At 59.8% G+C, this 24933-nt stretch carries 22 protein-coding genes; 14 read left to right on the plus strand and 8 right to left on the minus strand.

What is annotated here, in order from left to right:
* Positions 1-21 precede the first annotated feature (21 nt).
* The 3 genes from fliD to Pan189_RS21200 all read left to right on the plus strand — a co-directional run bounded on the left by fliD (position 22) and on the right by Pan189_RS21200 (position 3837).
* Positions 22-2730 carry a flagellar filament capping protein FliD gene (gene fliD / locus Pan189_RS03315; protein ID WP_145362542.1) on the plus strand — a complete coding sequence of 903 codons (2709 nt, stop codon included), beginning with the start codon at positions 22-24 and terminating at the stop codon, positions 2728-2730.
* Between the two features lie 40 nt (positions 2731-2770).
* The gene (fliS, locus tag Pan189_RS03320) at positions 2771-3235 is read left to right on the plus strand and encodes a flagellar export chaperone FliS (RefSeq protein WP_145362543.1); all 465 of its coding nucleotides are present in this window, start codon (positions 2771-2773) and stop codon (positions 3233-3235) included.
* A gap of 134 nt (positions 3236-3369) precedes the next feature.
* Positions 3370-3837 carry a hypothetical protein gene (locus Pan189_RS21200; RefSeq protein ID WP_310821028.1) on the plus strand — a complete coding sequence of 156 codons (468 nt, stop codon included), beginning with the start codon at positions 3370-3372 and terminating at the stop codon, positions 3835-3837.
* Positions 3838-5439: 1602 nt separating this feature from the next.
* Here Pan189_RS21200 and Pan189_RS03330 read toward each other — a convergent pair.
* Together Pan189_RS03330 and Pan189_RS03335 are read right to left on the minus strand one after the other, a co-directional pair.
* On the minus strand, positions 5440-5805 hold the full coding sequence (locus tag Pan189_RS03330) for a hypothetical protein (protein WP_145362545.1): 366 nt from the start codon (positions 5803-5805) through the stop codon (positions 5440-5442).
* A gap of 95 nt (positions 5806-5900) precedes the next feature.
* On the minus strand, positions 5901-6341 hold the full coding sequence (locus tag Pan189_RS03335; protein ID WP_145362546.1) for a RidA family protein: 441 nt from the start codon (positions 6339-6341) through the stop codon (positions 5901-5903).
* 264 nt (positions 6342-6605) lie between these two features.
* Between Pan189_RS03335 and floA the strand changes: the two genes are divergently transcribed.
* The 3 genes from floA to Pan189_RS03350 all read left to right on the plus strand — a co-directional run bounded on the left by floA (position 6606) and on the right by Pan189_RS03350 (position 9354).
* Positions 6606-7619 carry a flotillin-like protein FloA gene (gene floA, locus Pan189_RS03340; protein WP_145362547.1) on the plus strand — a complete coding sequence of 338 codons (1014 nt, stop codon included), beginning with the start codon at positions 6606-6608 and terminating at the stop codon, positions 7617-7619.
* 397 nt (positions 7620-8016) lie between these two features.
* Positions 8017-8217, plus strand: a complete 201-nt coding sequence (locus tag Pan189_RS03345) for a hypothetical protein (RefSeq protein ID WP_145362548.1) — start codon at positions 8017-8019, stop codon at positions 8215-8217.
* A gap of 90 nt (positions 8218-8307) precedes the next feature.
* Entirely contained in the window at positions 8308-9354 is a 1047-nt protein-coding gene (locus Pan189_RS03350) for a 3-oxoacyl-ACP synthase III (RefSeq protein ID WP_145362549.1), read from the plus strand.
* Between the two features lie 54 nt (positions 9355-9408).
* Here Pan189_RS03350 and Pan189_RS03355 read toward each other — a convergent pair whose 3' ends face one another.
* The 4 genes from Pan189_RS03355 to Pan189_RS03370 all read right to left on the minus strand — a co-directional run bounded on the left by Pan189_RS03355 (position 9409) and on the right by Pan189_RS03370 (position 11451).
* Positions 9409-9945, minus strand: a complete 537-nt coding sequence (locus Pan189_RS03355) for a GNAT family N-acetyltransferase (protein ID WP_145362550.1) — start codon at positions 9943-9945, stop codon at positions 9409-9411.
* A gap of 68 nt (positions 9946-10013) precedes the next feature.
* Positions 10014-10796, minus strand: a complete 783-nt coding sequence (locus Pan189_RS03360) for a class I SAM-dependent methyltransferase (protein ID WP_145362551.1) — start codon at positions 10794-10796, stop codon at positions 10014-10016.
* A gap of 122 nt (positions 10797-10918) precedes the next feature.
* Positions 10919-11188 carry a hypothetical protein gene (locus Pan189_RS03365; RefSeq protein WP_145362552.1) on the minus strand — a complete coding sequence of 90 codons (270 nt, stop codon included), beginning with the start codon at positions 11186-11188 and terminating at the stop codon, positions 10919-10921.
* Positions 11185-11451 (minus strand): hypothetical protein, encoded by a 267-nt coding sequence (locus Pan189_RS03370; RefSeq protein ID WP_145362553.1) that lies wholly within the window; start codon positions 11449-11451, stop codon positions 11185-11187. The genes Pan189_RS03365 and Pan189_RS03370 overlap by 4 nt, the downstream gene beginning before the upstream one ends.
* A gap of 104 nt (positions 11452-11555) precedes the next feature.
* Here Pan189_RS03370 and aroB point away from each other — a divergent pair, with 104 nt between their 5' ends.
* The 7 genes from aroB to Pan189_RS03405 all read left to right on the plus strand — a co-directional run bounded on the left by aroB (position 11556) and on the right by Pan189_RS03405 (position 21127).
* Entirely contained in the window at positions 11556-12683 is a 1128-nt protein-coding gene (gene aroB / locus Pan189_RS03375) for a 3-dehydroquinate synthase (RefSeq protein ID WP_310821029.1), read from the plus strand.
* Positions 12684-12772: 89 nt separating this feature from the next.
* Positions 12773-12997: a hypothetical protein gene (locus Pan189_RS03380; protein WP_145362555.1), complete on the plus strand. Its 225-nt coding sequence runs from the start codon at positions 12773-12775 to the stop codon at positions 12995-12997.
* A gap of 190 nt (positions 12998-13187) precedes the next feature.
* Positions 13188-14348: a DNA-processing protein DprA gene (dprA, locus tag Pan189_RS03385; RefSeq protein WP_145362556.1), complete on the plus strand. Its 1161-nt coding sequence runs from the start codon at positions 13188-13190 to the stop codon at positions 14346-14348.
* A 128-nt stretch (positions 14349-14476) separates the two neighbouring features.
* Positions 14477-15847 carry a L,D-transpeptidase family protein gene (locus tag Pan189_RS03390; RefSeq protein WP_145362557.1) on the plus strand — a complete coding sequence of 457 codons (1371 nt, stop codon included), beginning with the start codon at positions 14477-14479 and terminating at the stop codon, positions 15845-15847.
* Positions 15848-16187: 340 nt separating this feature from the next.
* Positions 16188-18896: a pyruvate dehydrogenase (acetyl-transferring), homodimeric type gene (aceE, locus tag Pan189_RS03395; RefSeq protein ID WP_145362558.1), complete on the plus strand. Its 2709-nt coding sequence runs from the start codon at positions 16188-16190 to the stop codon at positions 18894-18896.
* Between the two features lie 191 nt (positions 18897-19087).
* Positions 19088-20449: a 2-oxo acid dehydrogenase subunit E2 gene (locus tag Pan189_RS03400; protein ID WP_145362559.1), complete on the plus strand. Its 1362-nt coding sequence runs from the start codon at positions 19088-19090 to the stop codon at positions 20447-20449.
* 123 nt (positions 20450-20572) lie between these two features.
* Positions 20573-21127: an inorganic diphosphatase gene (locus tag Pan189_RS03405; protein WP_145362560.1), complete on the plus strand. Its 555-nt coding sequence runs from the start codon at positions 20573-20575 to the stop codon at positions 21125-21127.
* Between the two features lie 47 nt (positions 21128-21174).
* Here Pan189_RS03405 and Pan189_RS03410 read toward each other — a convergent pair whose 3' ends face one another.
* Together Pan189_RS03410 and Pan189_RS03415 are read right to left on the minus strand one after the other, a co-directional pair.
* A complete protein-coding gene (locus Pan189_RS03410) occupies positions 21175-22443 on the minus strand; it encodes a DUF1559 domain-containing protein (RefSeq protein WP_145362561.1) in 1269 nt (422 codons plus the stop codon).
* Positions 22440-23690 (minus strand): hypothetical protein, encoded by a 1251-nt coding sequence (locus tag Pan189_RS03415; RefSeq protein ID WP_145362562.1) that lies wholly within the window; start codon positions 23688-23690, stop codon positions 22440-22442. The genes Pan189_RS03410 and Pan189_RS03415 overlap by 4 nt, the downstream gene beginning before the upstream one ends.
* A 79-nt stretch (positions 23691-23769) precedes the next feature.
* On the opposite strand from Pan189_RS03415, the gene Pan189_RS03420 reads away from it, so the two are divergent.
* Positions 23770-24933: a lactonase family protein gene (locus tag Pan189_RS03420; protein ID WP_145362563.1), complete on the plus strand. Its 1164-nt coding sequence runs from the start codon at positions 23770-23772 to the stop codon at positions 24931-24933.

Raw genomic sequence — 24933 nt, forward strand, 5'->3', positions numbered from 1 at the left:
CGCTAAAGCAACGCCAAATCTATGTCCTCCGTCACCACAACCACCGGCTTGATCAGCGGTCTCGATACCGGTGCGATCATTGACGCACTGGTCAACGCCGAGCGTGCGCCGGTCCGTCGATTGGAAAGCCGGAAGACAAACTACGAGTCGCAGCAGGCGGCTTTCGACTCCCTGCAATCGATCCTGCTGACCATGTCAACGGCGGTCGAATCGCTCGGCAACAACGCCGTCTACAACACGTTCAAGGGGACGATTCCCGAGAACGCGGGCTTCAGCGTCACCGCCAGCAGCAGCTCGACGCCCGGCGACTACACGTTTCAGTCGATCCGCACCGCGGCCTCGCACGCGGCGATTTCGTCCGGCTTTGCCAGTACCTCTCAACTGGTGGGCGAGGGCACCTTCGTAATTGGGACCGGGGGGGAAATCGACCGGGAACTGACGCTGAACGAACTCAACGGCGGAGCCGGAGTCCGGGCGGGAACGATCGGCCTGACCGATCGGTCGGGCGTGACCGCAGAGGTCGATCTGTCGAAGGCTTACACGGTTCAAGACGTACTTAGCGCGATCAACGATGCCTCAACGTCCATCACCGCGACGACCTCCGGCGGGCAGATCGTGCTGACCGATACCTCGGGCGGAGCGGGCAGCCTTTCGGTCGCCGATCGCAGTGGAGGCAAGGCGGCCGTCGATCTTGGGATTCTCGGCTCGACCACCGGCGACACCCTCACCGGCAGCGAGGTTTACGCCGCGACTGAAAACCTGACGCTCGGCCAACTCGATGACGGCAACGGCCTGTACGCCGCGGCCGGAGACGATCTGCGGATCACTGCCCGCGACGGGACGAATATCGATGTCGACCTCTCAACGGCCCTCACCGTTGGCGAGGTGGTCGAGGCCATCAACGACGATGCGGAAAACGGCGGCAAGGTCACCGCGTCAATTTCCGATGGTCGCATCGTGCTGTCCGACTCGACGGGAGGCGTCGGCGATCTCTCGGCGAGCAATCTCGGCACGGCTGATGTCGTGGACGCTTTGGGAATCGACTCAACCGTCTCGGCCGACACGCTAACCGGCGGGCGTTTGCTGGCGGGCATTAATTCAGTGCTGCTCCGCAATCTGAATGCTGGCGCGGGCGTGACGGCCGGAACGATTAGCCTGACCGACCGGGCCGGGAACACCGCCGCGATCGACCTCTCAGCAGCCGAGTCGCTCGATGAAGTGCTCTCCGCAATCAATGCCGCCGAGACGGCCGGCAGTGTGAAGCTGAATCTCGTTGCTGAAGTCGATGACGCCGGCACCGGCATCACGATCCGAGACACATCGGGTTCAACGGTTTCGAACCTCGTGATCTCCGATACGTCCGGCACGCTCGCTGCTGATCTCGGCCTCACGATCGATGCGGCGGAGACATCGATCTCGTCCGGGAATCTCGATCGGCAATACGTCGGCAAGGCGACTTCGCTCGATGATTACGCTCCCGACGGCGGGCGGGTTTCGGCAGGCTCGTTTGTGATCACGGATTCCTCCGGCGCGACGGCGACCATCTCGGTCACTTCCGGCGACGAGACCATCGGCCAGATTATCGACCGGATCAACACCGCCTCGGTCGGAGTGACCGCCTCGCTGAACGACACCGGCGACGGCCTCAAACTGGAAGACACGGCCGGCGGCACCGGCGACTTCACCATCACCGAAACAAACGGCGGCAGCACGGCGGCCGACCTGCGGATTCGCGGCACCGCCGAAGACATCGGCGGAACGCTCACGTTCGAAGGCCGCAAGGCGATCGTGGTCGATACGGACGAAACCGACACGCTCGAATCCCTCGTGACCAAAATCAACGCGGCATCCGGCGGCGCGACCGCCAGCATTGTGGATGACGGGTCGCAGTTCTCGCCGTTCCGGCTCTCGCTCAGCTCGACGGTTTCGGGCGCGAACGGCCGATTCTTCATTGATGACGGCGGCCTCGGGCTGAACGTCACGACCACCTCTGAGGGTACCGACGCCCTGCTCCGTCTCGGCGGCAGTTCCGGACCATTGATCACCTCGTCCACGAACACCTTCAACGACCTCCCCGGTGGGATCGACGTGACGGTCAGCCAGCCGACCGACAATCCCGCCACCGTCTCGATCACGGCCGATCCGGGGGCGATCAAAGGGGCGATCGAGCAGATCGTAAGCTCCTACAACGGCTTCATCGACGGGTACGGGGAACTCACGCGGTTCGACCCCGAAACCAACAGCCGGGGCATTTTGTCCGGAAGCAATACGGCTCTGCGGATTCGCAGCCGCATGGACAGCCTGTTCGCCCGGACGTTCGGCGACTCGACTGACTCGATCCGCTCGTTCGCGTCGATCGGGCTCACGATCGGGGCCAACGGCAAGCTCGCGTTCGACTCCGAACGCTTCGACGAAGCCAACGCCGCGGATCCCGACGCCGTTCGCGAGTTCCTCGACGGCACCGATGGTTTTGCCGACGTGGGCGAAGAGCTGCTCGATGGTCTGACCGATCCGTTCACCGGCCTGTTTCAAATCGAGGGCCGCACACTCACGACCAATATCGAATCGCTCACCAACCGGATCGACGAACTCGACGTGCGGCTCGACTTGCGACGGGAGCGGCTCGTCGCCCAATTCGCGGCGATGGAAGCGTCGATCTCCAGCATTACCTCCCAGCAGCAGGCGTTGGCCGGGCTGGCCAACCTGCAGTTCGGTCAGTCGAGCGGCTGATCTCATTAGTTTGTGAAACCCCATCTGCACGGAGCGCAGAGTGAATATCGTTGATGAATACCTCGAATCGAAGGTCATGGGCGCTCAACCGGCGCACCTGCATTTAATGGTCGTTGAAGGCGCGATCCGTCACTCGAAGCGGGCCGCCGCGGCGATTGAAGAGGACGACCGCGAAACGAGCTGGCGCGAGCTCAGCTCCGCCCGCGACTTCGTGACGGAACTGATCAGCGGGTTGAAGAAGGATCAGGCTCCCGAAATCGTGAGCAACGTCGCCCTGCTGTTCGTGTTCGCGTATCGGCAACTCGTCGAAGCGGACACCTATCAGGACGCCGCCAAGGTCCGAGAGGCCGTCGGCATTCTCGAATCGCACCGCGACAATTGGTTGGAACTGATCGAGCAGGGCGACCTGTCGCAGCCAGCCCCTTCAGCAGCAAAGCCGCACTTCGCCACCGACACCCCGTCGGCCGAAGAAACCGAACACATCAGCCGCTCCTGGAGCGGCTGATTGCCCGTCAAAACACTTTCAGAACCCTGGGGCAATTTAAGAGTGGCCCGGACACCGTCCGGGTCGCGTAGAGCACTCAGGTAGAGATTGCCCTACCAATCTGGCGTCCAATTTTAATTGTGGCCGGTAGCTGCATGCTCTGGCGGCTGCGCCGCACGGACGGTGTCCGTGTCACACAGATTCAAGATAAACAACCGCGGACGGGCGGACAAATGAGGGGAGGGCTGCGCGTCTTTCGGACGCTACCAATTGCGACTGGCATTAAGGCGTTCGTTGCGTCGATTGTGTTGCTGGTGTGCCAGGCGTTTGTGTTGATTGGATTAACGTTTCAGCCGGGCTGGGCGAACGGTTGGCCATTGGGCATTTCGAAGCATTCCGTCTTCGCCGCTGCAGTAACCATAGTGCGGGCAGCGATGTCGCTGACCATGGTCGGAGGCCTTTCAGCCCTCGCGGGAGCCAATCTCGAACGCATTGTGAGACGTCCGTACGTCGGCTACGCCGTAATCGCAGCGGCACTCATCGGCACACTATTCATCGCTTCCGCCGTTCTTCCCGGTGTTTACAGCGATGTTCGAAACGCAATCTCAATAGAGTGGCCGTAGCCTCACTGCGATTAGCCCGGCCTTTAACAACCGGGGCGTTTTAAGAGTGGCCCGGACATCGTCCGGGTCGCGTAGAGCACTCAGGTAGAGATTGCCCTACCAATCTGGCGTCCAATTTTAATTGTGGCCGGTAGCTGAATGCTCTGGCGGCTGCGCCGCACGGACGGTGTCCGTGCCACTCAAGGATTATTAAGTTCTTTCCAGTTGGCAGCCTCTCAATCTTTTTTAGTGTTCTCAAACGGCATCTTGTGCCTGTCGGCACCCGGCCACAAAAGGCCGGACTACCCAAGTCTTGCCGATAGCTGACAGCCGATAGCCGACAGCTCAAATAAAATCGGACGCGCGCCCGGCAGTTTTGCCGCGGCAACATCCGCCGCATGGGGATAACGCAGTCAAGTGACTACTCCCACCGGCGGGGCGAACAGAGGCGGTGCGCACCGTGTGTTCCTCCAACCATGGAAAGATGGTTGCGCCGGACAAAAAATGGGTGGCTGGGGACGGTCTCGCAGAGCCGCCCCCAGCGAGCGCGGGGCGACGCCGACTTGCTGTTATCTATTCGATCGCTCCAGCACTGGGGGCGGGCAATCGGCTATCGGGTACGCCTGCAGAGTTCGAGGAGGACAACTTTCGATCTCGCGCCCGTCCCCAGCCACCCGCCGCTCGCTTGGTTCTTGCAAAGGTGCTTACGGCGACAGCCCAAACGGATTTGACGGCTGGAGCCGATGCAATGAGAAACCAAGTTCCAACCTGCGGAGACAAGTTGCCCCCGAAGTGACAAAAAAATTCACTTATTATGAACACTCAAGACCGCACATCGTCTCGTTCTGGCCACAATCACAGCAGGTCCCCTGCACCGATATCACGTGAAAGAGGTCTTGCGGTCGCTCATTCAATCTGGAATTCCCCAGCTCATCTTCAAATGCCATATCGAACGTCTCAGAGGACAGATAAAACGTGAGGATCATGCGAAACTGGGCGGACTGACACGTTCGGCAGCGATATAAGGTCGAATCCCCTTCTCCTCTCAACGTGGTGGAACCGTGGCCGAGTTCCGCATCGTAACCGTGTAAATCGTTGTCGAAGAGTAGACGCGTTTGATTACAGCTCTCGCAGCGAACATGGAGTGGGGAAACGAAGACCCGTATGGTCTTGTTACCGAAATTGTTTTCGATGTCGTGGCCCAACAGCGAAAGCTTATCTGCCCCGCACGAACAGGAGAGACTGTAAACGATCTCACCCTCACCGTATTCGCTCGTCCGGTCGTCGACCATCTCCGTCCGAAATTCACGGAGACAGGTTGGTGATTTAATTTTCGATCGAACAAACCTGAAGTATTCATTGAGTGAGGGGTCGTCTCCGGTTGCCATCTTGCTGAAATCCTTTCACTACGATCAACGCTACGCACAAAATGGCCAGCGAAGGATAGTAATAATTGACGGAATCGCCGAGTGCCGGGGTGCGTGTCGCCCCCGCATCTGGCGGCTCGCTTCTTTCTTGCAGGGCTCACTTCCGCGACCGCCGAACGAGCCTCCAAGACTTGAAGTGATGTATAAACGAAACCAACCTGACCCTGCGGGGGCAAGCTGCCCGGGCACCCGGGTTTTATGTAATATTGACGCCGCCGCCCTTTGCGTGAGCATATTCGGCAGCACGTAGGAAATTATGAAGGTAGTGCGGGAGTGCGCAGTCAGCTTTCCGCTTCAGTTCGACTCGTAAGTCGTCAAGGTGGTGCAAAAGCTCGCGCACCTCGACCACGAAGTCATCTAAGTCTTCCGGCGTGATCCAAAGGTCTGACTCGGCGAGCAATGGTAAGTACTTGGCTCCGCGACGGCGAATCGCTGTCGAGCCCCACAATTCTGTGCGAGCACGCTCTGCGCCTGCCATGTGTCGGCCTTCGGACCAATCGGTAAATTCCTTGGTTTCTCCGCTGACTGGGTCACGCCAATAAGCCGACACGACAAGCGTCATTAAATTGTCCCACTGCGAGTTTCGACACCGATTAATTCGGAAGAACTGCCTGCAGATTCTTTGATAATATTGTCGGATTTAATAGCGGGGAATGCTCACTCCACTTCCCAAACCGCTTCGATCTCCACGCAGGTATTCAGCGGCAGGCTCGGTACGCCGACGGCGCTGCGGGCTCCCTTTCCCGCGTCGCCGAAGACGTGGGCCATGGTGTAGCTGAAGCCGTCGATAACTTTGGGGTGGTCGGTGAAGTCGGGGGTGCAGGCGACAAAGCCGGTGGCTTTGACGAGGCGTTTGACTTTGTCGAGGGAGCCGAGCTCCCGCTTGAGCGTCGCCAGCATGGAATGGGCGATGCTGTTGGCGGCGAGGTGCGCCTGCGAGGGGTCGACCTCGCCGCCCACCTTTCCCTTTATCATCGCGATGTGCCCGGCGGTGAAGAGCAGGTTGCCGGTGCGGACGATCGGGACATAATTGCCGGCAGGAGCGGGAGGCTCAGGCAATTCGACATTCAGTTCGGCGAGGCGGGCTTCGTGACTCATGACGCGTTTCCCCGTGGGAAGAAAGAGTGAGCGAATACCGGCTAGAAGCTAGTGCCTCTTCCCGAGAGGAACCAGTTCACCGGGCTTGCTTTGCTCGACACTCACCCCTGACCTCTCGCCCCTGGCCTCCTTAAAGCCGCCGCCGGTTGACAGGTGATTGCCTCTCGCGTCTGCTATGCGGAACCGGCGAGCGTGCCGATTTGATCGGCGAAGCGTATTTGACAGAGTCCTGATTTCGACAGAGTCCTACGACCGAGAGAAGTGATGCCCGTCCTTCCCCTGTTTGCACAACCCGGCGGCAATATCACGGCTGTGATCATTATTGCGGTGATCGCCGTTGCGGTGCTGCTGGCGTTCATCTTTTTCGTGCTGTTCGCGCGGTACGCCAAGTTGTGGCTACGTGGATTTGTGACCAAAGCGGGCATCAGCCCGTGGTCGCTCGTCTTCATGTCACTGCGGAAGGTCAATCCGGTCACGATCGTCGATGCGAAGATCATGACGGTGCAGTCGGGCCTCGCCTCAATTTCCACCGACCAGCTCGAAGCTCACTATCTGGCTGGCGGTAACATTCGCAATGTCGTGCGGGCTTTGATCGCCGCGCAGCGGGCTCAGCTCGATTTGAACTGGGAGACGGCCACGGCGATCGACCTCGCGGGGCGGAACGTGCTCGAGGCGGTCCAGACGAGCGTTGACCCCAAAGTTATCGATTGCCCCGACAGCCGCCGCCACGGCCGCAATACGCTCGATGGCGTCGCCAAAGACGGAATTCAGCTCAAGGCCCGGGCCCGCGTGACGGTGCGGACGAACCTGAGACAGCTCATCGGCGGGGCGACGGAGGAAACGGTCATCGCTCGAGTTGGTGAGGGCATCGTCTCGGCGATCGGCTCATCGGCGAGCCACAAATCGGTCCTGGCGAACCCGACTCTGATTGCCCAAACGGTGCTCAAGAAGGGGCTCGATTCACAGACCGCTTACGAAATTGTCTCGATCGACATCGCCGACATCGACGTGGGAGCGAACGTCGGGGCCCGTCTGCAGGCCGATCAGGCCGAGGCGGACGTCCGGATCGCACGGGCCAAAGCGGAAGAACGCCGGGCCCGGGCCGTCGCCGAGGAACAGGTGATGAAAGCCCGCACCCAAGAGAACCGGGCGAAGGTCGTGGCCGAAGAGGCGGAAATTCCCAAAGCGATGGGTCAGGCCTATCGCGACGGAAACTTGCGGGCACATGAAGAGACAAACGGCGAAGCCGGTTCGAACGGGCAGGCGTCGTCGACTTGAGATTGGGGGAGCGTTCGACGGGGCGCACATTCAAGTAGGAGAGCTTGTGATGTGGTCCCTTGCTGGCGCTGCGGGCTTGTTTATTGATAACAATGACCCGGAAAATAGGTTCGCGCGCGAATGTTTGCGTACTTCTCCTGATCGGAAGCCCGGACGGCGATCCGGGCCGAATCTGAAATTGAGGGGAGCAAATTGTTGAGTCAACCCCGATTCGGGGGTAGCATATCGGAGCGTTGGACTCGTCCGACGTGGTTTTCGACCTATCAGACGGGTCGGTTTGATCGTTGCAGACGGCGTCAGGGATGTTGAGGTCCGACCCCCGGTTACCGGCCGGTCGGGCGGAAGGAAGCCGAGGCAAAGGCAATAATCAGGGGCACTTGCGTCGATGAACGGAACGATGAGCGAACAACACACGGTCGGACTGACGACTGAACAACGCGACTTGTTGATCCGCGGCTTGCGCTTTATGCGAAGCTCGATTTCGATGGAATTGATCGATCCGTACGAAGATGCGTCGGCGGGTCGCGAGCAGCGTTTGCAGGAAGTTGCTGATCTCGAAGCCCGTCTCGGGGCGGTTGCGACGTCCAATAACGGCTGAATTGCGACGCATTGCCGTCGAAATTCTGTCGAGTGAATTATCCATTCGGGGCGGTCACTCCCGCTCAAACTGCCCCCCACGTTCTCCCCCATGCAGTATCGCCGCGTCCGAATCGCTTCCGTGGCGCACGTGCTGCCACAAGAAGTCGTCACCAGTGACGAGATCGAAGCGCGGCTACTTCCTCTCTACGAACGACTGGGGTTACCCGCCGGTCGTTTGGAGTTGATGTCCGGCATCGGCGAGCGCCGATTTTTTCCTCCCGGGACTAAGCCGGGCGGCATCAGCGGGCAAACGGCACGCCTCGCGATTGAGCAATCGGGCATCGATCCGGCCCTCATCGGGATGTTGATTCACGGGTCGGTCTGCCGCGATCAAATGGAACCGGCAACCGCTTGCGGGGTTCACCATGCGGCCGGACTGCCCGCCGCCGCGTCGGCGATCGATGTCAGCAACGCTTGTCTGGGATTACTGAATGGGATGCTGGTCGCCGCCGACCGCATTGAGCTCGGACATATCGACGCGGCGGTCGTCGTGGGGACCGAGACGGGTCGCGGACTCGTCGAAGGCACGATCGACTCACTCAACCGCGACGAATCGGTCACCCGCGCGGATGTCAAACAGGCCTTCGCCTCGCTGACGATCGGTTCCGGTTCGGCGGCGATCGTGCTGTGTCGAGACGATCTGAAAGCCGACGCATCGCGGCTGCTCGGCGGCGTGATGCGGGCCGATACGAGCCACCATCAGCTTTGTGCCGGAGACGTCGCCGCGACGACCCACGGCGATGACCGCCCGCGGATGGCTACCGATTCCGAAGCCCTGCTCCATGCCGGCGTCGGACTGGCGAAAGAGACCTGGGCCGATTTCACCCGCGAGTTCAGTTGGACGCGGGGCGATATTCGCAAAGTCATCACTCATCAGGTCGGCCGAGCTCACCGGAAGTTGTTGCTGGAAGGGATCGGACTTGAGCAGGAGAAAGATTTTCCGACCGTCCAGTTCCTCGGCAACACCGGCGCCGTCGCGCTGCCGACGGCGTGGTCGCTGGCGATCGAGAAGGGACACATCGCCAAGGGAGACACCGTCGCCCTGCTCGGTATCGGCAGCGGCCTGAGCTGCGTGATGCTGGGGATTGAAAGTTGAGAGTTAAGAGTCGAGAGCTGCTGATCTCTCAACTCGCGACTGTTTGCGAAGCAATCACTTCCAGTCCCAGAAGGATTTTGCTTTCGGGTTCGGCGGGCCGGTCATTTCGCCGATGATGCGAAAACCCCGCGCCTGATAGTTCGAAAGCGCATGGGGATGATCGCGGTCGCATGTCGTGAGCCACAACCGCTGTGGGTTGGTGGAGAACGCATATTCGACAACGTCGGTCAGAAACGTGCCGCCGTAGCCTCGCCCGATGAATTCGGGCACCAGTCCGAGCGTCAGAATTCGCAGGCTGTCGTCCGTTTGCGCTTCGAGTTCCGCGTAGGCGATCGGTGTGTGGCCGACCGTTCCGACGAGCGCCGTAATTTCGTCGCTGGCGGCGAACGACTCCCACTGCTTCCGTCGCCAATGTTCGCGGTGGGACCACCCGTAGTCGGCCCCGATCAGCGTGAACAGAAAGCGGTTCAAAGCCGGCAGCGGAGGATCGAGCACGCCGACTCGCAGTCGTTGATCGTCCGACCGACGCGGCACCAACTCGCCGAGATGCGACAGTTCCATCTCGTAAACACGCTTGGGCGAGAACGCCATCGCTGTGGTCTGCTCCGCGAAATCGGGGGGCTACGATCGTCGGTTTCCCCGGCTGCGGCGGCCGGGCCTTATGTCCGCTTTAAAATATAGACGACATCCTCGGTCATTTCATCGACCTCGATCGGGTCGTCGATGTCGTAGCAAAAATCATAGGTCTCGACCGTCTCGAATTCCGGAATCTTCTTGAAGAGTGACTGCATCTGCTTCCACGTGTAAGTCCGGTAGTGCATCGTGTCCTCGATGCGAAAGTGTTCCTGCAGCGTGCGGATGTCGAACAGCATGTGCAGGTTCTCCATCCGCTTCTTCGCGTCGTAGCCGGTCGTCCGCAGTTGGCTGATGACCGACAGATTGCCCCGGCGGGCTTGCCACTCTTCTTCGCCTTCCCACTCACCTTCGGTGGGCGTCAGATGCAGGCCGAGGACGTAGATGCCGCCTTTGAGCAGATGATTGGCGATGCACTTCAAATGCGCGACGGCTGATTTTTCATCGGGCAGATGGCGGAACGAGTTGATCGTGTTGAACGCCGCGTCGACCTTCTTCGGCAGCTTGAAGTCGGCCATGTCCCCGACGAATGCGCTCTCGGGGAAGCCGTGCCGCTTGAGGCGTTTGTTGCAGTATTCGACGGCCTTCTCGTTGAGGTCGCAGCCGGAGACCTCGAACTCTTTTTTCGCGAGCTGATACATGAGCCGACCAGTACCGCAGGCGGGCTCGAACAGTTTTGACGTGTTCTTCCGGCCGTGCTTCTCGAATGCCGCCCGCAGGAACTTCACCTCCGCGGCCCAATCGCTGCCGAATATGATGTCATAATACTTGGGGTAATCGTACAGGTCGGCGTGGATCGTCTCGGGCATGGGCGTGTTGAGTCGAGAGTCGAGGGGCAAGAGTGGAGAGACGATACACAGGGGGCCGTTGAGCCGCGACCGAGAGGGAGCGCTTTTGCGAGCGGGCTGAGGGGGTGAGCGAAGAGCAGGGCTTAGGTGTCACCGCCGACGTGCCGAATGTGAAGCACCGTCACTAAGCGATCGACCGGAGAAGCTGAAAACACGCATTGGATCGGGAGCACATCGATCGCTCGCTCATTTGATTCCGCATTGCGGCGTCGCCCTTTTTCATGAGCGTCATGCCTCAGGAGCGCGTCGAGCAGCGATGTCGCGTTCGTAACGGAATCGCGGTCGGGGGCGGAAAGCCAGATCAGTGCAAGGTCCGCCTCCGCCTCGTCCGAAAACGTAACAGTATATTTCACCGTCCAGTTTCCTGCTCATAGTAGCCGGTCCGCAATCGCTCAAGCACGACCTCCGCCGGAGTAGTGGAACTCCCCGAAGATTTTCGCCGATCGACCTCCCGCCATGTTTCTTCAGGTACTTCGCTGGTTCCGATCTGGGTGACACCTGCAGAGCCTGGGATGAACATGCCGATGACCCGGCCAGTCTCGTCACGTAATTCGATCGGCTCCGTCTCGCGGTTCATGCGGTCCAGCAAGTCGCCCTCAACCTGGATTGACGCCATAATTTTCCCTCGTGGGTTCGACAAGTTTCACACTGAATTATTTTATGACCAACCCATCGTGTACAACATCGATCTCGCAAACCTCTCATTATTCGAAGCCATTGATGATCGTTTCCGTTTCTCTCGCCGAGCGTTCCTACGGCATCGCCATTGGCCCCGGTCTGCTGTCGCAATTTGAAGACGCCGCGGAGCGGTTGGAGTTTGACGTACCGCGGACGGTCATTGTTGTGACCGATGAAAACCTGCGCGACTCGCACGCTGAGTCGGTTGCTCAGGCACTCGCGAAAGAACGACGCAATGTCGCGGTCCATGCCGTTCCCGCGGGGGAACGCTCCAAGAGCATGGAGCAACTGTCGGCCATTTATGATGCCCTGGTCGATCTGAAGGCCGATCGGAAGTCTTTGGTCATCGCGGTCGGCGGCGGAGTGGTTGGCGATCTCTCAGGCTTTGCGGCGGCCTCATACAATCGTGGGATGCCCTTCGTGCAGGTGCCGACGTCGCTGCTCGCGATGGTCGACAGCAGCGTCGGCGGCAAGACCGGCATCAATCACCCCAAAGGCAAAAATCTGATCGGAGCGTTCCATCAGCCGGTGGGGGTGATTGTCGACACAGATGTGCTCAGCACCCTGCCCGATCGCGATTACCGCGGCGGCCTCGCCGAGGTGGTCAAATATGGCGTGATCCTCGACGCCGAGTTCTTCGATTGGCTGGAGCAAAACGTCGCCCCGATTAACGCTCGTGATCCCGCCGCATTGGAGCACGTCGTCGCTCGGAGTTGCGAGCTGAAAGCCTATGTCGTGAAGGAGGACGAGCGCGAGACGACCGGCCTGCGGGCGATCCTGAATTACGGGCACACGTTCGCTCACGCCTTCGAGGCGCTCGCCGGTTACGGCGAGTTGTCACATGGCGAAGCGGTCGCCATCGGGATGATCTGCGCGAGCCGGCTGGCCGAGCTGCGCGGGTTGATCGATGCCCAAACGACAACTCGGCAAATCGAACTGCTGTGTGCGTTCGGGCTGCCTGCGTCTCTCGGGGACGAAGAGGTGAGCTCCGGTCGCTTACGCTCCCGGCTCGCCTTTGACAGCGATGAGGTGATCGAGCGGATGAAGCTCGATAAGAAGAACTCCGGGGGGAAAATTCGCTTCATTCTGCCGAAGAAAATGGGCGAAGTCGGGCTGTTCGATGACTGTGAAGAAGAGGATGTGCGAGGCATTCTGGCGGAAATTGCATAACACCCGGCGAGCGGAAGGCGTGAGCCTTCTGGTACATTGTGGTGTCGAATATCTGACGGACTGACCGAGGCAAACCGGAGCATGTTTTCGTGACGACCAAATTGCTAAAAACAGACGCGGGCTGGGTGCTGCCGCTCGACGACGAACTCGTGGCAAAAGCGCAGCTCGATGGTGAGACCGTGCTCGACGTGGAACTCACGTATGGCGAGTTGCGTGTGGTGCCGTTTCGAGTCGGCCTGACGGACACGGAACGCAACGCTGCCATTGAGGCGATCAATGAGCAATTCGGAGATACTTTTGCTCGCCTCGCCTGACACGCTCGAAGATGATGGGAATCCTGATGAGGGAGCAACCAGAAGGGCGTTCTCGCGACAAGTCGAAAACTAAGTGCCGTGAGGATTCCAAACATGAATCACGGGAACAAAGACTTCGACGGATTCTCTTAGACATCGACGCGCGGTTCGGTGAAACCCTCCGTCGCTTGGCAAAGTAAGTGATTCCTCAATGCCTGACCCCGCCCTCATCGCCGCCCTGCGATTGACGCTGACGCCCGGCGTGGGGCCGCGGATCAGGCAGACTTTGATCGACGCTTTCGGGGCGGTCGATCGCATCTTTGCGGCGCAGCGGTCGGAGTTGTTGGAACTGCCGGGGATCGGGCCGAAGCTGGCGGATGCGATCACGGCGGCTGCCCAGTCGGACGAGCCGGAGCGGGAACTTCGCCGGTGCGATGAACTCGGTGTGAAATTGATCCTGAAGGGGACCGACGAATACCCTGCGATGCTTTCGGAACTGCCCGATGCTCCGCCGGTGCTGTATGTGCGGGGAGAACTGTTGCCGCAGGACCAGCTCGCGCTGGCGATCGTCGGGTCACGGGGCTGCACCTATTACGGACAGCGGCAGACGGAGAAGATCGCTGGCGGACTCGCCCGGGCCGCGGTGACGGTCGTCAGCGGTCTGGCCCGCGGTATCGACGGCCATGCCCATCGTGCCGCGCTGAATGCGGGCGGACGCACGATCGCCGTGACCGCGACCGGGATGGAAACGGTCTATCCGCCGGAACATGCGGATCTGTCCGATGAGATCACCGCGAACGGTGCGATTGTGACGGAATTTCGTCTTGATCAGAAACCGCTCGCCGGGCTGTTTCCACAGCGGAATCGCATCATCAGCGGATTGTCGCTCGGCGTGATCCTGACAGAGGCTTCCCGGAAAAGCGGGGCGCTGCACACGGCCCGTCACGCGGTGGAACAAAATCGGGAGGTTTTTGCGATCCCCGGCCCGATCGACAGCGGAGCGAGCGAGGGCTGTCACGATCTGATCCGCGACGGAGCGACGTTGATCCGCGGCGTTGATGACGTGCTCGAAGCGCTGGGGCCGCTCCGCGAGTCGATTCGCGTTCCCGTTACCGAACGGGGCCGCCGGCCGAAGAAGAACGATCGAGATGAGCCTTCCGAAGAGCGTACCGTCGCCAGTCCGGCCGAGTTACTGCTGACCGATCAGGAGCGGCAGGTGCTCGATGCCGTCGCGGCGCAGCCGGAGGCGGTCGACCTTGTTCTGGAGAGGGCGGCAATCGAACCGGGGCGGACCTTGGCAACGCTGACGATGCTGGAGATGAAGCGGCTGGTCCGCCGGCTCCCGGGAAATCGCATCGTCCGATCATCGTGACGGGCCGGTCTCTCACGTGCCCTCCGAGGCGAAGCGCGTGTCAACCCCGGTGCGGGAAATTGGTGTAGGCACCTTCCCCGAGGTTTGCTAGCGTTCGCGCGCTTCCATTTCATCTCAGGGAAAATCCCATGGCTTCCCGCCTTCGCAGCGATCGACCGTACGATGCCTTTATCTGGACCGTCGCCTTATTGGCGTTCGGCGGCTTGACGATGTGGCACTTCGAAATGTGGCCGACCGGCTGGAATCCGGAGCATGCCATCGAAGTCACCGACCTCAATGGTGAGGGAACCGAAGCCGTTGAAGACTTGCTGCCGGAAAGCGAGCTCGACGTTCCCGGTACGCTGGTGAACAACGACTTCGACGAGTCTGCTCACGAGGCGACTAACAACAACCAAAATTCCGATGTCGACCTCGCCGTGTTCGAGCAGAGTGAACCGCCCCAGCAGGCTGAGCCACGATTTCCGGAAGAATTAAATCTGCGCGATCAGGTTGCGGCATTGCCGCAGCGCGTGCCGCCGCAGTGGCCGCCGACCGAACCGGCCCGGACCGCCGAAATCGATGGCCCGGACCGTGCCGTGAGGTCTCAAGCCGGCGCGGTGATTCCGGCCTCTTCTGTACGGAACGAAGGCGTCGATGATGGCTGGCCTGCTCAGAAAGGGGCAACCGACGCGTTCGCAATCAAATCGTTTCACCCTGACGACCAGCATGTGCTTCCGCCGACGACCTCGGCAAACTTGGGGCGGACCGATGAAGACTTCAGTTCGGAACAGCTTGCCTCGCCGCGGCAACTGAGCCAGTGGTTGCAAATCGCCGATGCGAAATTGGCTGAGGGGAATCTTCGCGACGCCAATCGCCTGTTCAGTCGAGCTCTCTGGGGGTCCGAACGGCCTTCGGGAGAGTTGCTTGAGAAAATCGATCGGACTGCCGCAAAGTTGTTCTTTCGGCTCAGCGATCGCTATCAAGCGGACCACGTGGTCAAAGCCGGCGAGTCGATCGAGCAAATTGCCCGCAAATATGACGTTTCGTGGCAGTATCTGGCTCGACTCAATCGACTCAATTCGTTCAAGCTGACCCCGGGCACGAAACTGAAGGTCGTGACCGGGCCGTTTGGCGCAACGATCGATCAATCCGATTTCGTGCTGACTTTGCACTTAGGCAAGGAGCGTCAATACGTGCGCCGTTACCCGACCGGTTTCGGACAGGATGCCCCGATTCCCTCGGGCCGCTACCTTGTGGCCGGACGGGTGATCAATCCTGACTACCGCGGGCCTGACGGAACGATGGTGGCCGGTGGATCGGCCGCCAATCCGCTCGGCGGGTTTCGGATCAAGCTGACCGACGCTACGGGCCGCCTATCCTCCGTCTCGATCCACGGGACGAATGATGCGAATCTCGTGGGTCGGCCGAGCGGTCCTGGCACCATTCGGCTGCGAAATGAAGATGCTGCCGAGCTGTTCGATATGCTCAGCGACGGCTCGGTGATTACCGTCCAACCGTAGCGTCGGCTCTCGAAGACATACTTACAAGCCGCGCACGAAGTAAACGGATCTATTGCGTCGATCCGCTTACTTCGTGCGCGGCTTGTTGCGTGATCGACACTTCGCGTCTTTCGAACCGGGCTCGTCATTCGCCACCAAGGTTGGTGTGCCTGAATGCGGCTGGTACAATCTCTGGCTCAATCGTGATGGACCGAGCATCGGGCGACGTTGAAATGTCGCTTTCGCGTGCGTCGGTCCGTCAGACAGGTTAGCCTCTCGCCATCGTGCCGGTGTCAGTTTTCGTTCGGCAGGACGAAGCGGCGACACGGCCTCAGTATAGCCATTGTACGGAACAGACCGCATGTCGAATGAGACCGTCGCCGAGCCCGCCTCCGGCATCGACGAATTGGAGCTCCAGGATTGGTACGAATCGCTCGAAGATATCCTGTATCGCTACGGGCCGGAAGAAGCCGGCCATTTGCTTGAGCAGTTGGAGGAGCGGGCGGCCCGGCGTGGCGTCGTGTTGCCGTTTTCCGCTACCACGCCGTACCAGAATACGATTCCCCTGTCGCAACAGCCCGAATACCCGGGTGACATGGAATTGGAACAGAAGATTCGGCGGCTGATCCGCTGGAATGCCGCCGTGATGGTCGTGCGGGCCAACAAGCACGAAGACGGCATCGGCGGGCACATCTCAACCTACGCGAGCTCCTGTACGCTCTACGAAGTCGGCTTCAACCATTTCTTCCACGCCCGGACCGACGACCACACCGGCGACATGGTCTACTTCCAAGGGCACGCCTCGCCCGGAATGTATGCCCGCGCCTTTATCGAAGGGCGGTTGGAAGAGTCGCACCTGGAGAATTTCCGCCGCGAATTGCCACGCGGCAGCGGCCTGTCCTCCTATCCGCACCCGTGGCTAATGCCGGAATTCTGGCAGTTCCCCACGGTCAGCATGGGTCTCGGGCCGATCACGTCGATCTATCACGCACGCTTTTTGCGATACCTCAAGAATCGCGGAGTGATGGAGACCGATAAATCGAACGTCTGGTGCTTCCTCGGCGATGGCGAAATGGACGAGCCGGAGAGCCTTGGGGCGATCACCCTGCCCGCTCGCGAAAAGCTCGACAATCTCATCTGGGTCATCAACTGCAACCTGCAGCGGCTCGATGGACCGGTCCGCGGCAACGCCAAAATTATCCAGGAGATGGAAGGCATCTTCCGCGGCGCGGGCTGGAACGTGCTCAAAGTCGTCTGGGGCAGCACCTGGGATAAGGTCTTCGAGAAAGACGAACAGGGCAAACTCGTCAAACGCCTCGGAGAGATGGTCGACGGTGAGTACCAGCGTCTCAGCATTGAGTCGGGCGCTGAGAACCGTGCGCAGATTTGCGGGGATGACGAAGACCTGCACCGCATCCTCGGCCACTTCAGCGATGAAGAAATCGACGACCTGCGTCGCGGAGGCCATTCGCAGCGCAAGGTTTACGCCGCTTATAAGAAGGCGACCGATCGAAACGGCAAGCCGACCGTCGTGTTGGCGAAAACAATTAAGGGCTGGGGACTCGGCAGCGCGGGTGAAGGCAAGAACGTCGCCCACAACGCCAAGAAGATGACTCCGGACGAATTAAAGGCGTTTCGCTCGCGGTTCAGTCTGAATTTCACCGACGAAGAGCTTCAGGAAAAACCGCCCTTCTTGCGGCCGGAGAACGGATCACCCGAATACGAATATCTCCACTCGCGGCGAAAAGAACTCGGCGGCTTCGTCCCAGCGCGACGACCGACCGATGAGAGCCTGCAGATTCCGGCGTTGGATGTCTTCTCGAAATACCTTGAAGGCACCCGCGAAGGCCAGTCCGCCAGCACCACATTTGTCTTCGGGCAGATCATCGCTTTGCTCATGCGGGACAAGAACATCGGCAAACGCGTCGTGCCGATCATTCCCGACGAGGCCCGCACCTTCGGCATGGAAGGCCTCTTTAAGCAGGTCGGCATCTATGCGCCGTTCGGGCAGCTCTACGAGCCGGTCGATCGCAATCAATTGATGTACTATAAAGAATCGCAAAGCGGGCAGTTGCTCGAAGAAGGGATTAATGAAGCCGGGGCGATGTCCTCCTTCATTGCGGCGGGCACGGCTTACGCCAACCTCGGCTACAACATGATCCCCTTCTATGTTTATTACTCGATGTTCGGGTTTCAGCGGGTCGGCGACCTTTGCTGGCTCGCCGGCGACAGCCGCACCAAAGGCTTTCTGGTCGGCGGAACGAGCGGCCGGACATCCCTGAACGGCGAAGGCTTACAGCACCAGGATGGGCACAGCCAGTTGATGGCGTCGACGATCCCCAACCTTGTCGCCTACGACCCCGCCTACGCCTTCGAATTGACCGTCATCATTCAGGACGGATTGCGTCGGATGTACGCCGATGGCGAGCAGGTCTTCTATTACCTGAGCGTCTACAACGACAACTACGAGATGCCGCGGATGCCCGAAGATGACGACGGGCATATCCGCGAGGGCGTCCTCCGGGGCATGTATCAATTCAGCAGCACGCTCGAAGGCAAAGAGTCGAAGGCATCGGTCAGGCCGCAATTGTTCGGGAGCGGGCCGATTATGAATTGCGTGCGGGAAGCTCAGGATATCCTCGCCGAGAAATTCGGGATCGGAACCGACGCCTGGAGTGTGACCAGCTACAACGAATTGCAGCGTGAGGCTCGCGCCTGCACTCGTTGGAACCGGCTTAATAGCGACAAGTCGCCTCGCAAGAGCTTCCTCGAAAACCAACTCGACGGCATCGACGGTCCGGTCATTGCCGCCAGTGACAACATTCGCGCCGTGCAGGATCAGGTTCGCGAGTGGGTTCCGACCCGCTACGTTGCGCTCGGCACCGACGGGTTCGGACGCAGCGAAACGCGTGACAACCTGCGACGACACTTTGAAGTCGACGCCGAAAGCATCGTCTACGCGACTCTGGCCGCGCTCGCAGAGGACGGCCACTTCGACAAGTCGAAGCTTCCCGGCATTCTTAAAGACTTCGGCATCAACCCCGAAACCATTGACCCGATCAAGGCCTAGCGGCCCGAAACAAGCCCGCAGCGCAAGCAAGGGATTTAATCGAGAACACCACGCGTGCACGAGAAACCAAATTAAGGCATCGTGGTAATGCGATGTCTTAAGAGCGAAATCCCTCGCTCGCGCTTCGGGCTTTTCTCACACTGAATTTTAACTTTTATCTCCTTCCTCCTCGCCCCTGACTCGTTCAAGCAATGATCGAATTTAAACTCCCCGAAGTCGCCGAAGGCGTGACCTCCGCGGACATCTCCGAAATCATGGTCTCGGAGGGTGACACCGTTGAGGAGGGGCAGACCGTTTGCGAGGTCGAAACCGAAAAGGCCGTCGCCCCGGTCGAGTGCCCGCACGCCGGGACGATCGCCAAGATTCACGTCGCCACCGGTGACAGTGTCGAAGTCGGCGCGGTCTTAATGTCGATTGAAGAGACGGCCGGAGCGAGCAAAGAGGGGGCATCGGCCTCAACCGAGCCCGCAAAATCAGAATCGGCCAAGCCCGCTGCGGAACAGCTTGCTTCGGAAAAGGCGGCGTCGGCGGAACCGTCACCGCAGCCCGCGTCGGCCCAAGGGTCGGCGGAGCCTCGCTTCACACTCACCGACAGCAACGGCAAACGTCCGCCCGCTGCGGCGGCCCCGAGTGTTCGCCGGCTCGCCCGTGAAATGGGAATCGACCTGCAGGACGTCCCCGGCTCCGCTCGGGGCGGCCGAATTACCAAAGAAGACCTCGAAGCCTATGCGTCGGGCCAAACCACCGGTGCGGCCACTCCGGCGATCCACCGCGGCGATCTGACGACAACGGCGACCGGTTCCGATGTCGGACTGATGGCCGCGCCCCCGCTGCCCGACTTCACGCAGTTCGGGTCCGTCTCGCGCGAGAAGATGAACAAGCTCGCGCGAACCGCCGCCACGAATCTCTCTTACAGTTGGCAGACGATTCCCCATGTCACGCAGCACGACATGGTCGACATTACCGACCTCGAAGCCTCCCGTAAGAGCTTTATGGCGGGGGCCGGCAAGAACGGCCCCAAGATCACGATGACCGCCATCATGATCAAAGCCTGCTGCGCCGCTTTAAAGCAGCATCCGAAGTTTAATTCGAGCCTCGATCTGGGCTCCGGCGAGATCGTGGTGAAGGAATACTTACACATCGGTATTGCGGTCGACACCGAGGCCGGTCTGGTCGTGCCGGTGATCCGTGATGCTGACCAAAAGACGATCCTCGATATCGCTGCGGAACTGACCGAAATCGCCGGACGGGCCCGTGACCGCAAGTTGTCGATCAACGAAATGCAGGGCGGCACCTTCACGATCACCAACCTCGGCGGCATCGGCGGCTCCAGCTTTACGCCGATCGTGAATCACCCCGAGGTCGCGATCCTCGGAATGAGCCGCGGCCAGAAGCAATTAAAACTAGCGGACGGCCAACCGGTCGAACGGATGATGCTCCCACTGAGCCTCAGCTACGACCACCGCGTCATCAACGGAGCCGACGCCGCCCGCTTCATCACAACCCTCAACCGCAGCCTGAGCGACTTCATGACGCTGCTGGTCAGTGCGTGAAATTGAACGACTTCGCCGACGTGGACGACCAACTCGGTCCGTTCATAAGCCGAAACTCTGAATCATCGTTGGCCGGTTCGCGATTAAACTCGGGTCGGTCCCACTGGACGAAACGAGTGAGACATAATGCATCCATGGCATGACGTAACCCCCGGTGAGCAGTTGCCTGAGCAGTTTCAGGCGATCGTGGAGATCCCGCAGGGGTCGAGCGTGAAGTATGAGCTCGACAAAGAGACGGGGCTGCTGCGGCTCGATCGGATGCTCTATTCGGCGGTTTATTACCCGTCGAACTACGGCTTTATTCCGCAGACGTTGGCGGAAGACGACGACCCGCTCGACGTGCTTGTACTTTGCAAAGAGCCGGTCGATCCGCTGACGATCCTGAATGCCCGCGCGATCGGCCTGATGACCATGATCGACGCCGGGGCGAAGGACCATAAGGTGCTCGCCGTCGCGACCGACGACCCCGAATACAACTGGTGTACCGAGGCGGGCGAGTTACCCGCGCACCGGTTAAATATGGTCCGACGGTTCTTTCAGGACTATAAGATGCTGGAGGGCAAGGCGGTCGAAGTCGACGAAATCCAACCCGCCGCCGCCGCCCGCCCGGTTATTGAAGACGCGCTTAACGAATACAGCAAGAAACGGCGTAAGGGCTTTCAGTATCATAAGGGGTGAGTGGCAAACCCGACGCATGTCCCGACTGTGCAGCGTCGATTGAGTTATTACTCAAAGTCATCGCGTTCAAATCCACCCCCGATGAACCTCACGCTGGGTATCAACGGCCCCGACCAGACGATGGCGGGGGCGAGTTCGACGGTCGAGTCAGAATAACCGGAGCCGGGGCCGACGTTCTGAAAGCCGGGATTGAGTACTCCGTCGCCGTTAAGGTCGTTAACCCGCTTCACTCTCCCGTCGGCCATTAAGATGCAGGCGAACGTCGCCCCCAACGGCCCGCTCGAATGAGGCGTTCCCCACTGCCGGGTGTCCTGCAGCCATTCGCGTTTCGTCGGAGGCGTGATCGTTTTGATGTCATAATTGATTTGCTCGTCTCGAGTGAAACAGTGTGCATGGTTGTGATCGCTTACCAACCCGGACTCGACCAGCATCATTCCCGGCTGAGGGGTGAGAAACGTTCCGCTTGACTGATCCCAGGCAATCGGACCACCCGTCTGCGTTTCCGCCAGCGGGTCGCCTTGTTGAAAATTATTGCCGAAGTCGCTGACCAAACTCCCTCTTTCGCCGGGGGCGATGCCGCCGTCGGCTGCGAATGGGATTGCATTGGAAGGAATCGAGCCCGTCTCAAGATCGCGCCTCCGCATCGGTCCGAAGCTACCGGCCGGATCGGTCACACGACCCTCTTCCCGGACCACGGCAATGTGGTTGCCATCGCAGTCGTGTCGTATTTTGCTGCGTGTGAGAAACCAACTCGCGACGTAATTCGTCTCGTAACCTGCGGCGACCATCTTGTCGACGCGATCAATACGCTCCGAACTGCCGGGATCGAACAGTCCGATATCGCTTTTCCCGTCACCGTCCGTATCCGCAGCGAATCCTTCGCACAAACCGATGTTTCGGTCGGCGAACGTCCCGGCATCGACCAATGGCTGTGTCGGTGACTCCGATCGGCCAATTAGATCGTTTAACGTGGCTGAGCCGAATGTGAGATACTCCGGGCACAACAGCGGGTTCGCAGGGTCCTCACTCTCTCGAAGCGGCTCAAGTACCTGAAAGTCGGCGACCCAGCCGTATGTATCGGGGCAGCCGTCGCGGAGATAGTCGTATCCGCCGGAGCAAAACGCCTCGCGCGGATCATTGACGGAAAACGTATGCAGCGAAACCGCGATCATTCTCAGCCTGTTTTCGCAATCCACCGCGCGGGCGGAATGCGTCATCGCCTGTAGCGCGGGAATCCCGAGGGTGACAAGCAACGCGATGACGCCGATTCCGACCATCGTCGAGGCCAGTCTTACATTGTAATGCGGCGCATTCATTCGAACGTCCCTTTATAAGGGATGCTCGAAGGAATACACGGGCCGGACCAGGCGACTTTGAGCGTGAGCTCAACTGTGTCACTCGCGTAGCCCGATTTGGATTCTTCGCCGACTTGAAAGCCCGGGTTGAGTCGACCGTCTCCATCGACGTCGCTGATGGTCTTCGCGCTCCCGTCGGCCATCAAGATCACTCCGACCTGCTTTGCCTCCGAGCCGCCGTAGTGCTCGGCGGCCCATTGGCGGGTGTCCTGCAGCCACAGCTTTTGGTCCATCCCGCCATCGCCCGGATTTTCTTCATCCGGCAACTCGTCCAGGCAGAACGGCTTCAGTTTTTCATCTTTTCGATTGGCCGGCACCAGAACTGTTCCCGGCATGAGCGGGATGAAGACCTTTCGATCGGCGTTCCAGTAAACCGGACCGCCGGTCTGGGTTGCACTGAGCGGATCACCGGCAGACAAAGTTTCGCTCAGATCAGCAATTAAACGCCGGTCTTTCTTTGCCGACGTACTTCCATCGCATACCCAGGGAGTGGCATTGGAACTAATAGTGCTGGTTTCCAAATCACGTCGCCGTACCGGGCCGGTGCTGCCCCGGCGATCGGTCACGGGCCCCTCTTTCGAGACAATTAAGTTTCCCTCGCGATCGTAATCGGTCCGAATCGACCAACGCGTCAGGAACCAGCTCGGGACGTAGGTCGTGTTGTAATTTGCTTTTAATATGTCGGCGACGTGGTCTCGCCGGGCCGCACTACCGGGCGGCAGCAGGTCATCTTTCGCCGATTCCGGATCGACGCCCCCATGCAAGAACGGCTCGCAGCGACCAACAGAGAGCTGGCCATACTGCTCTTCGGGCAACAGCGGCTCGACGGGCTGACCCTGCACACCGATTAAGTCGTTTAAGGTCACACCGCCGCGACTCTTGGTATTCGGACATAAGACCGGCTCTTCAAACGCCCCCAAATCCATGATGTCAGAGACCCAGCCGATCTCGTCGGGGCAGCCGTCACGTCGATAATCATAGGCTCCGGTGCAGAATCGCTCCTTCGGGTCGTTAATACTCACCACATGCAAAGCAACCCCGACCTGCCGAAGCTGATTCGTGCATTTGATGGTCTTGACGTAATTCTGTGACCGATAGATCGCCGGTGCGCCGATGGCGAACAGCAGCGAGGTCGCGATCACGATGCCGATCAGATCAGGCCAGCGGTGGCGACCTTGGCTGTCATTCTGTTGACATTTCGCTTGCATCGTTTGCTCGTTCCTCGCTGTGTCAGTCTCATTGCCGACGGTAGAATGACCAGCCGGCTACTATACATGGATTAGGGGAATGAAGATGAAGAACGTATTAAAAGTATGTCGCCCTGTTTTCTCGGTTGTGATCGCGACCGCTCTCGTTCTTGGGACCGGATATGCTCTCGCCGACCAGCCGGTCTACATCGGTGCGATCGGCAAGGCCGATGACGGGCCCGGCATTTATCGAATGATGCTTGATAATGACGGGCAACTATCGGCGCCGGAGAAGTTGGCCGAAATCGCCGGGGCGGGTTTCTTCGGTTTCGCGCCGGAGGGGGATGCGTTGATCTCGATCTCGAGGCCGCCGCGGGGTTCTGGGCGCGAAGGCGAGCTCGTCGGCTTTAGGATCGACTCCGACGGAATGCTTACCAAGCGAGGCACGATTCGCACCGGCGGCATCGGCCCGTGCTATGTCGAAGTCAGCAAGCGGGGTGATCACGCGCTGGTTGCTCATTACAGCAGCGGCAGCGTTTTCGTTGCTTCACTTGCTGATGACGGTTCGCCGACAAAGCAGACGGCGTTTGTGCAGCACGAAGGTTCGAGCGTCCACCCGAAGCGCCAGTCGGGACCGCACGCTCACGCGATCCGGCTTGATCCTTCGGGAACGATAGCCGTCGTTCCCGATCTCGGAGCCGATCGATTGTTCGTCTATCGCTTCGATCCGGCTACCGGCGAATTAACGCCCGCCGATCCCCCGTCGATTAAGGCGAGTGCCCCCGGGTCGGGTCCGCGACATAACTTCTTCAGTCCGGACGGTCGGTTCATGTATCTCGTCAATGAGATGACTTCCAAGGTGACCGCGTATGCGTTCGATGCCGAAGATGCGACTCTTAAAGAATTGCAAACCCTCTCGACGTTGCCCGCGGATTACGAAGGCGGCAATTCGTGTTCCGAGGTGCGTGTCCATCCGACAGGGCAATATGTGTTTGCTGCCAATCGGGGACACAATAGCATCGCGGCGTTCGCGATTAACGCCGATGACGGCACGTTGACCTTTCTGGAAGCGGAACCGACCGGCGGCGAGATCCCCCGGCACTTCAACGTCACGCCGGACGGCAAATTTGTCGTGATTGCAAATCAACGCTCGAATACGGTCACAGTGCTGCCGTTCGACGAGGAGGCCGGCGAACTCTCGGAAGCGGTCAGTTCGGTGCCGCTGCCGAATCCGATGTGCGTTCAGTTCCCGCCTGGGAATTGA

Origin of the sequence: Stratiformator vulcanicus (assembly GCF_007744515.1) — a bacterium.
In the GTDB taxonomy this organism is placed as follows: domain Bacteria; phylum Planctomycetota; class Planctomycetia; order Planctomycetales; family Planctomycetaceae; genus Stratiformator; species Stratiformator vulcanicus.

Coding starts and splice junctions, on each gene's coding strand:
- fliD (WP_145362542.1), top strand. CDS start 22: ATGTCCTCCGTCACCACAACCACCGGCTTGATCAGCGGTCTCGATACC.
- Pan189_RS21200 (WP_310821028.1), top strand. CDS start 3,370: ATGCTCTGGCGGCTGCGCCGCACGGACGGTGTCCGTGTCACACAGATT.
- Pan189_RS03330 (WP_145362545.1), bottom strand. CDS start 5,805: ATGACGCTTGTCGTGTCGGCTTATTGGCGTGACCCAGTCAGCGGAGAA.
- Pan189_RS03335 (WP_145362546.1), bottom strand. CDS start 6,341: ATGAGTCACGAAGCCCGCCTCGCCGAACTGAATGTCGAATTGCCTGAG.
- floA (WP_145362547.1), top strand. CDS start 6,606: ATGCCCGTCCTTCCCCTGTTTGCACAACCCGGCGGCAATATCACGGCT.
- Pan189_RS03345 (WP_145362548.1), top strand. CDS start 8,017: ATGAGCGAACAACACACGGTCGGACTGACGACTGAACAACGCGACTTG.
- Pan189_RS03350 (WP_145362549.1), top strand. CDS start 8,308: ATGCAGTATCGCCGCGTCCGAATCGCTTCCGTGGCGCACGTGCTGCCA.
- Pan189_RS03355 (WP_145362550.1), bottom strand. CDS start 9,945: ATGGCGTTCTCGCCCAAGCGTGTTTACGAGATGGAACTGTCGCATCTC.
- Pan189_RS03360 (WP_145362551.1), bottom strand. CDS start 10,796: ATGCCCGAGACGATCCACGCCGACCTGTACGATTACCCCAAGTATTAT.
- Pan189_RS03370 (WP_145362553.1), bottom strand. CDS start 11,451: ATGGCGTCAATCCAGGTTGAGGGCGACTTGCTGGACCGCATGAACCGC.
- aroB (WP_310821029.1), top strand. CDS start 11,556: ATGATCGTTTCCGTTTCTCTCGCCGAGCGTTCCTACGGCATCGCCATT.
- dprA (WP_145362556.1), top strand. CDS start 13,188: ATGCCTGACCCCGCCCTCATCGCCGCCCTGCGATTGACGCTGACGCCC.
- Pan189_RS03390 (WP_145362557.1), top strand. CDS start 14,477: ATGGCTTCCCGCCTTCGCAGCGATCGACCGTACGATGCCTTTATCTGG.
- aceE (WP_145362558.1), top strand. CDS start 16,188: ATGTCGAATGAGACCGTCGCCGAGCCCGCCTCCGGCATCGACGAATTG.
- Pan189_RS03400 (WP_145362559.1), top strand. CDS start 19,088: ATGATCGAATTTAAACTCCCCGAAGTCGCCGAAGGCGTGACCTCCGCG.
- Pan189_RS03410 (WP_145362561.1), bottom strand. CDS start 22,443: ATGAATGCGCCGCATTACAATGTAAGACTGGCCTCGACGATGGTCGGA.
- Pan189_RS03415 (WP_145362562.1), bottom strand. CDS start 23,690: ATGCAAGCGAAATGTCAACAGAATGACAGCCAAGGTCGCCACCGCTGG.
- Pan189_RS03420 (WP_145362563.1), top strand. CDS start 23,770: ATGAAGATGAAGAACGTATTAAAAGTATGTCGCCCTGTTTTCTCGGTT.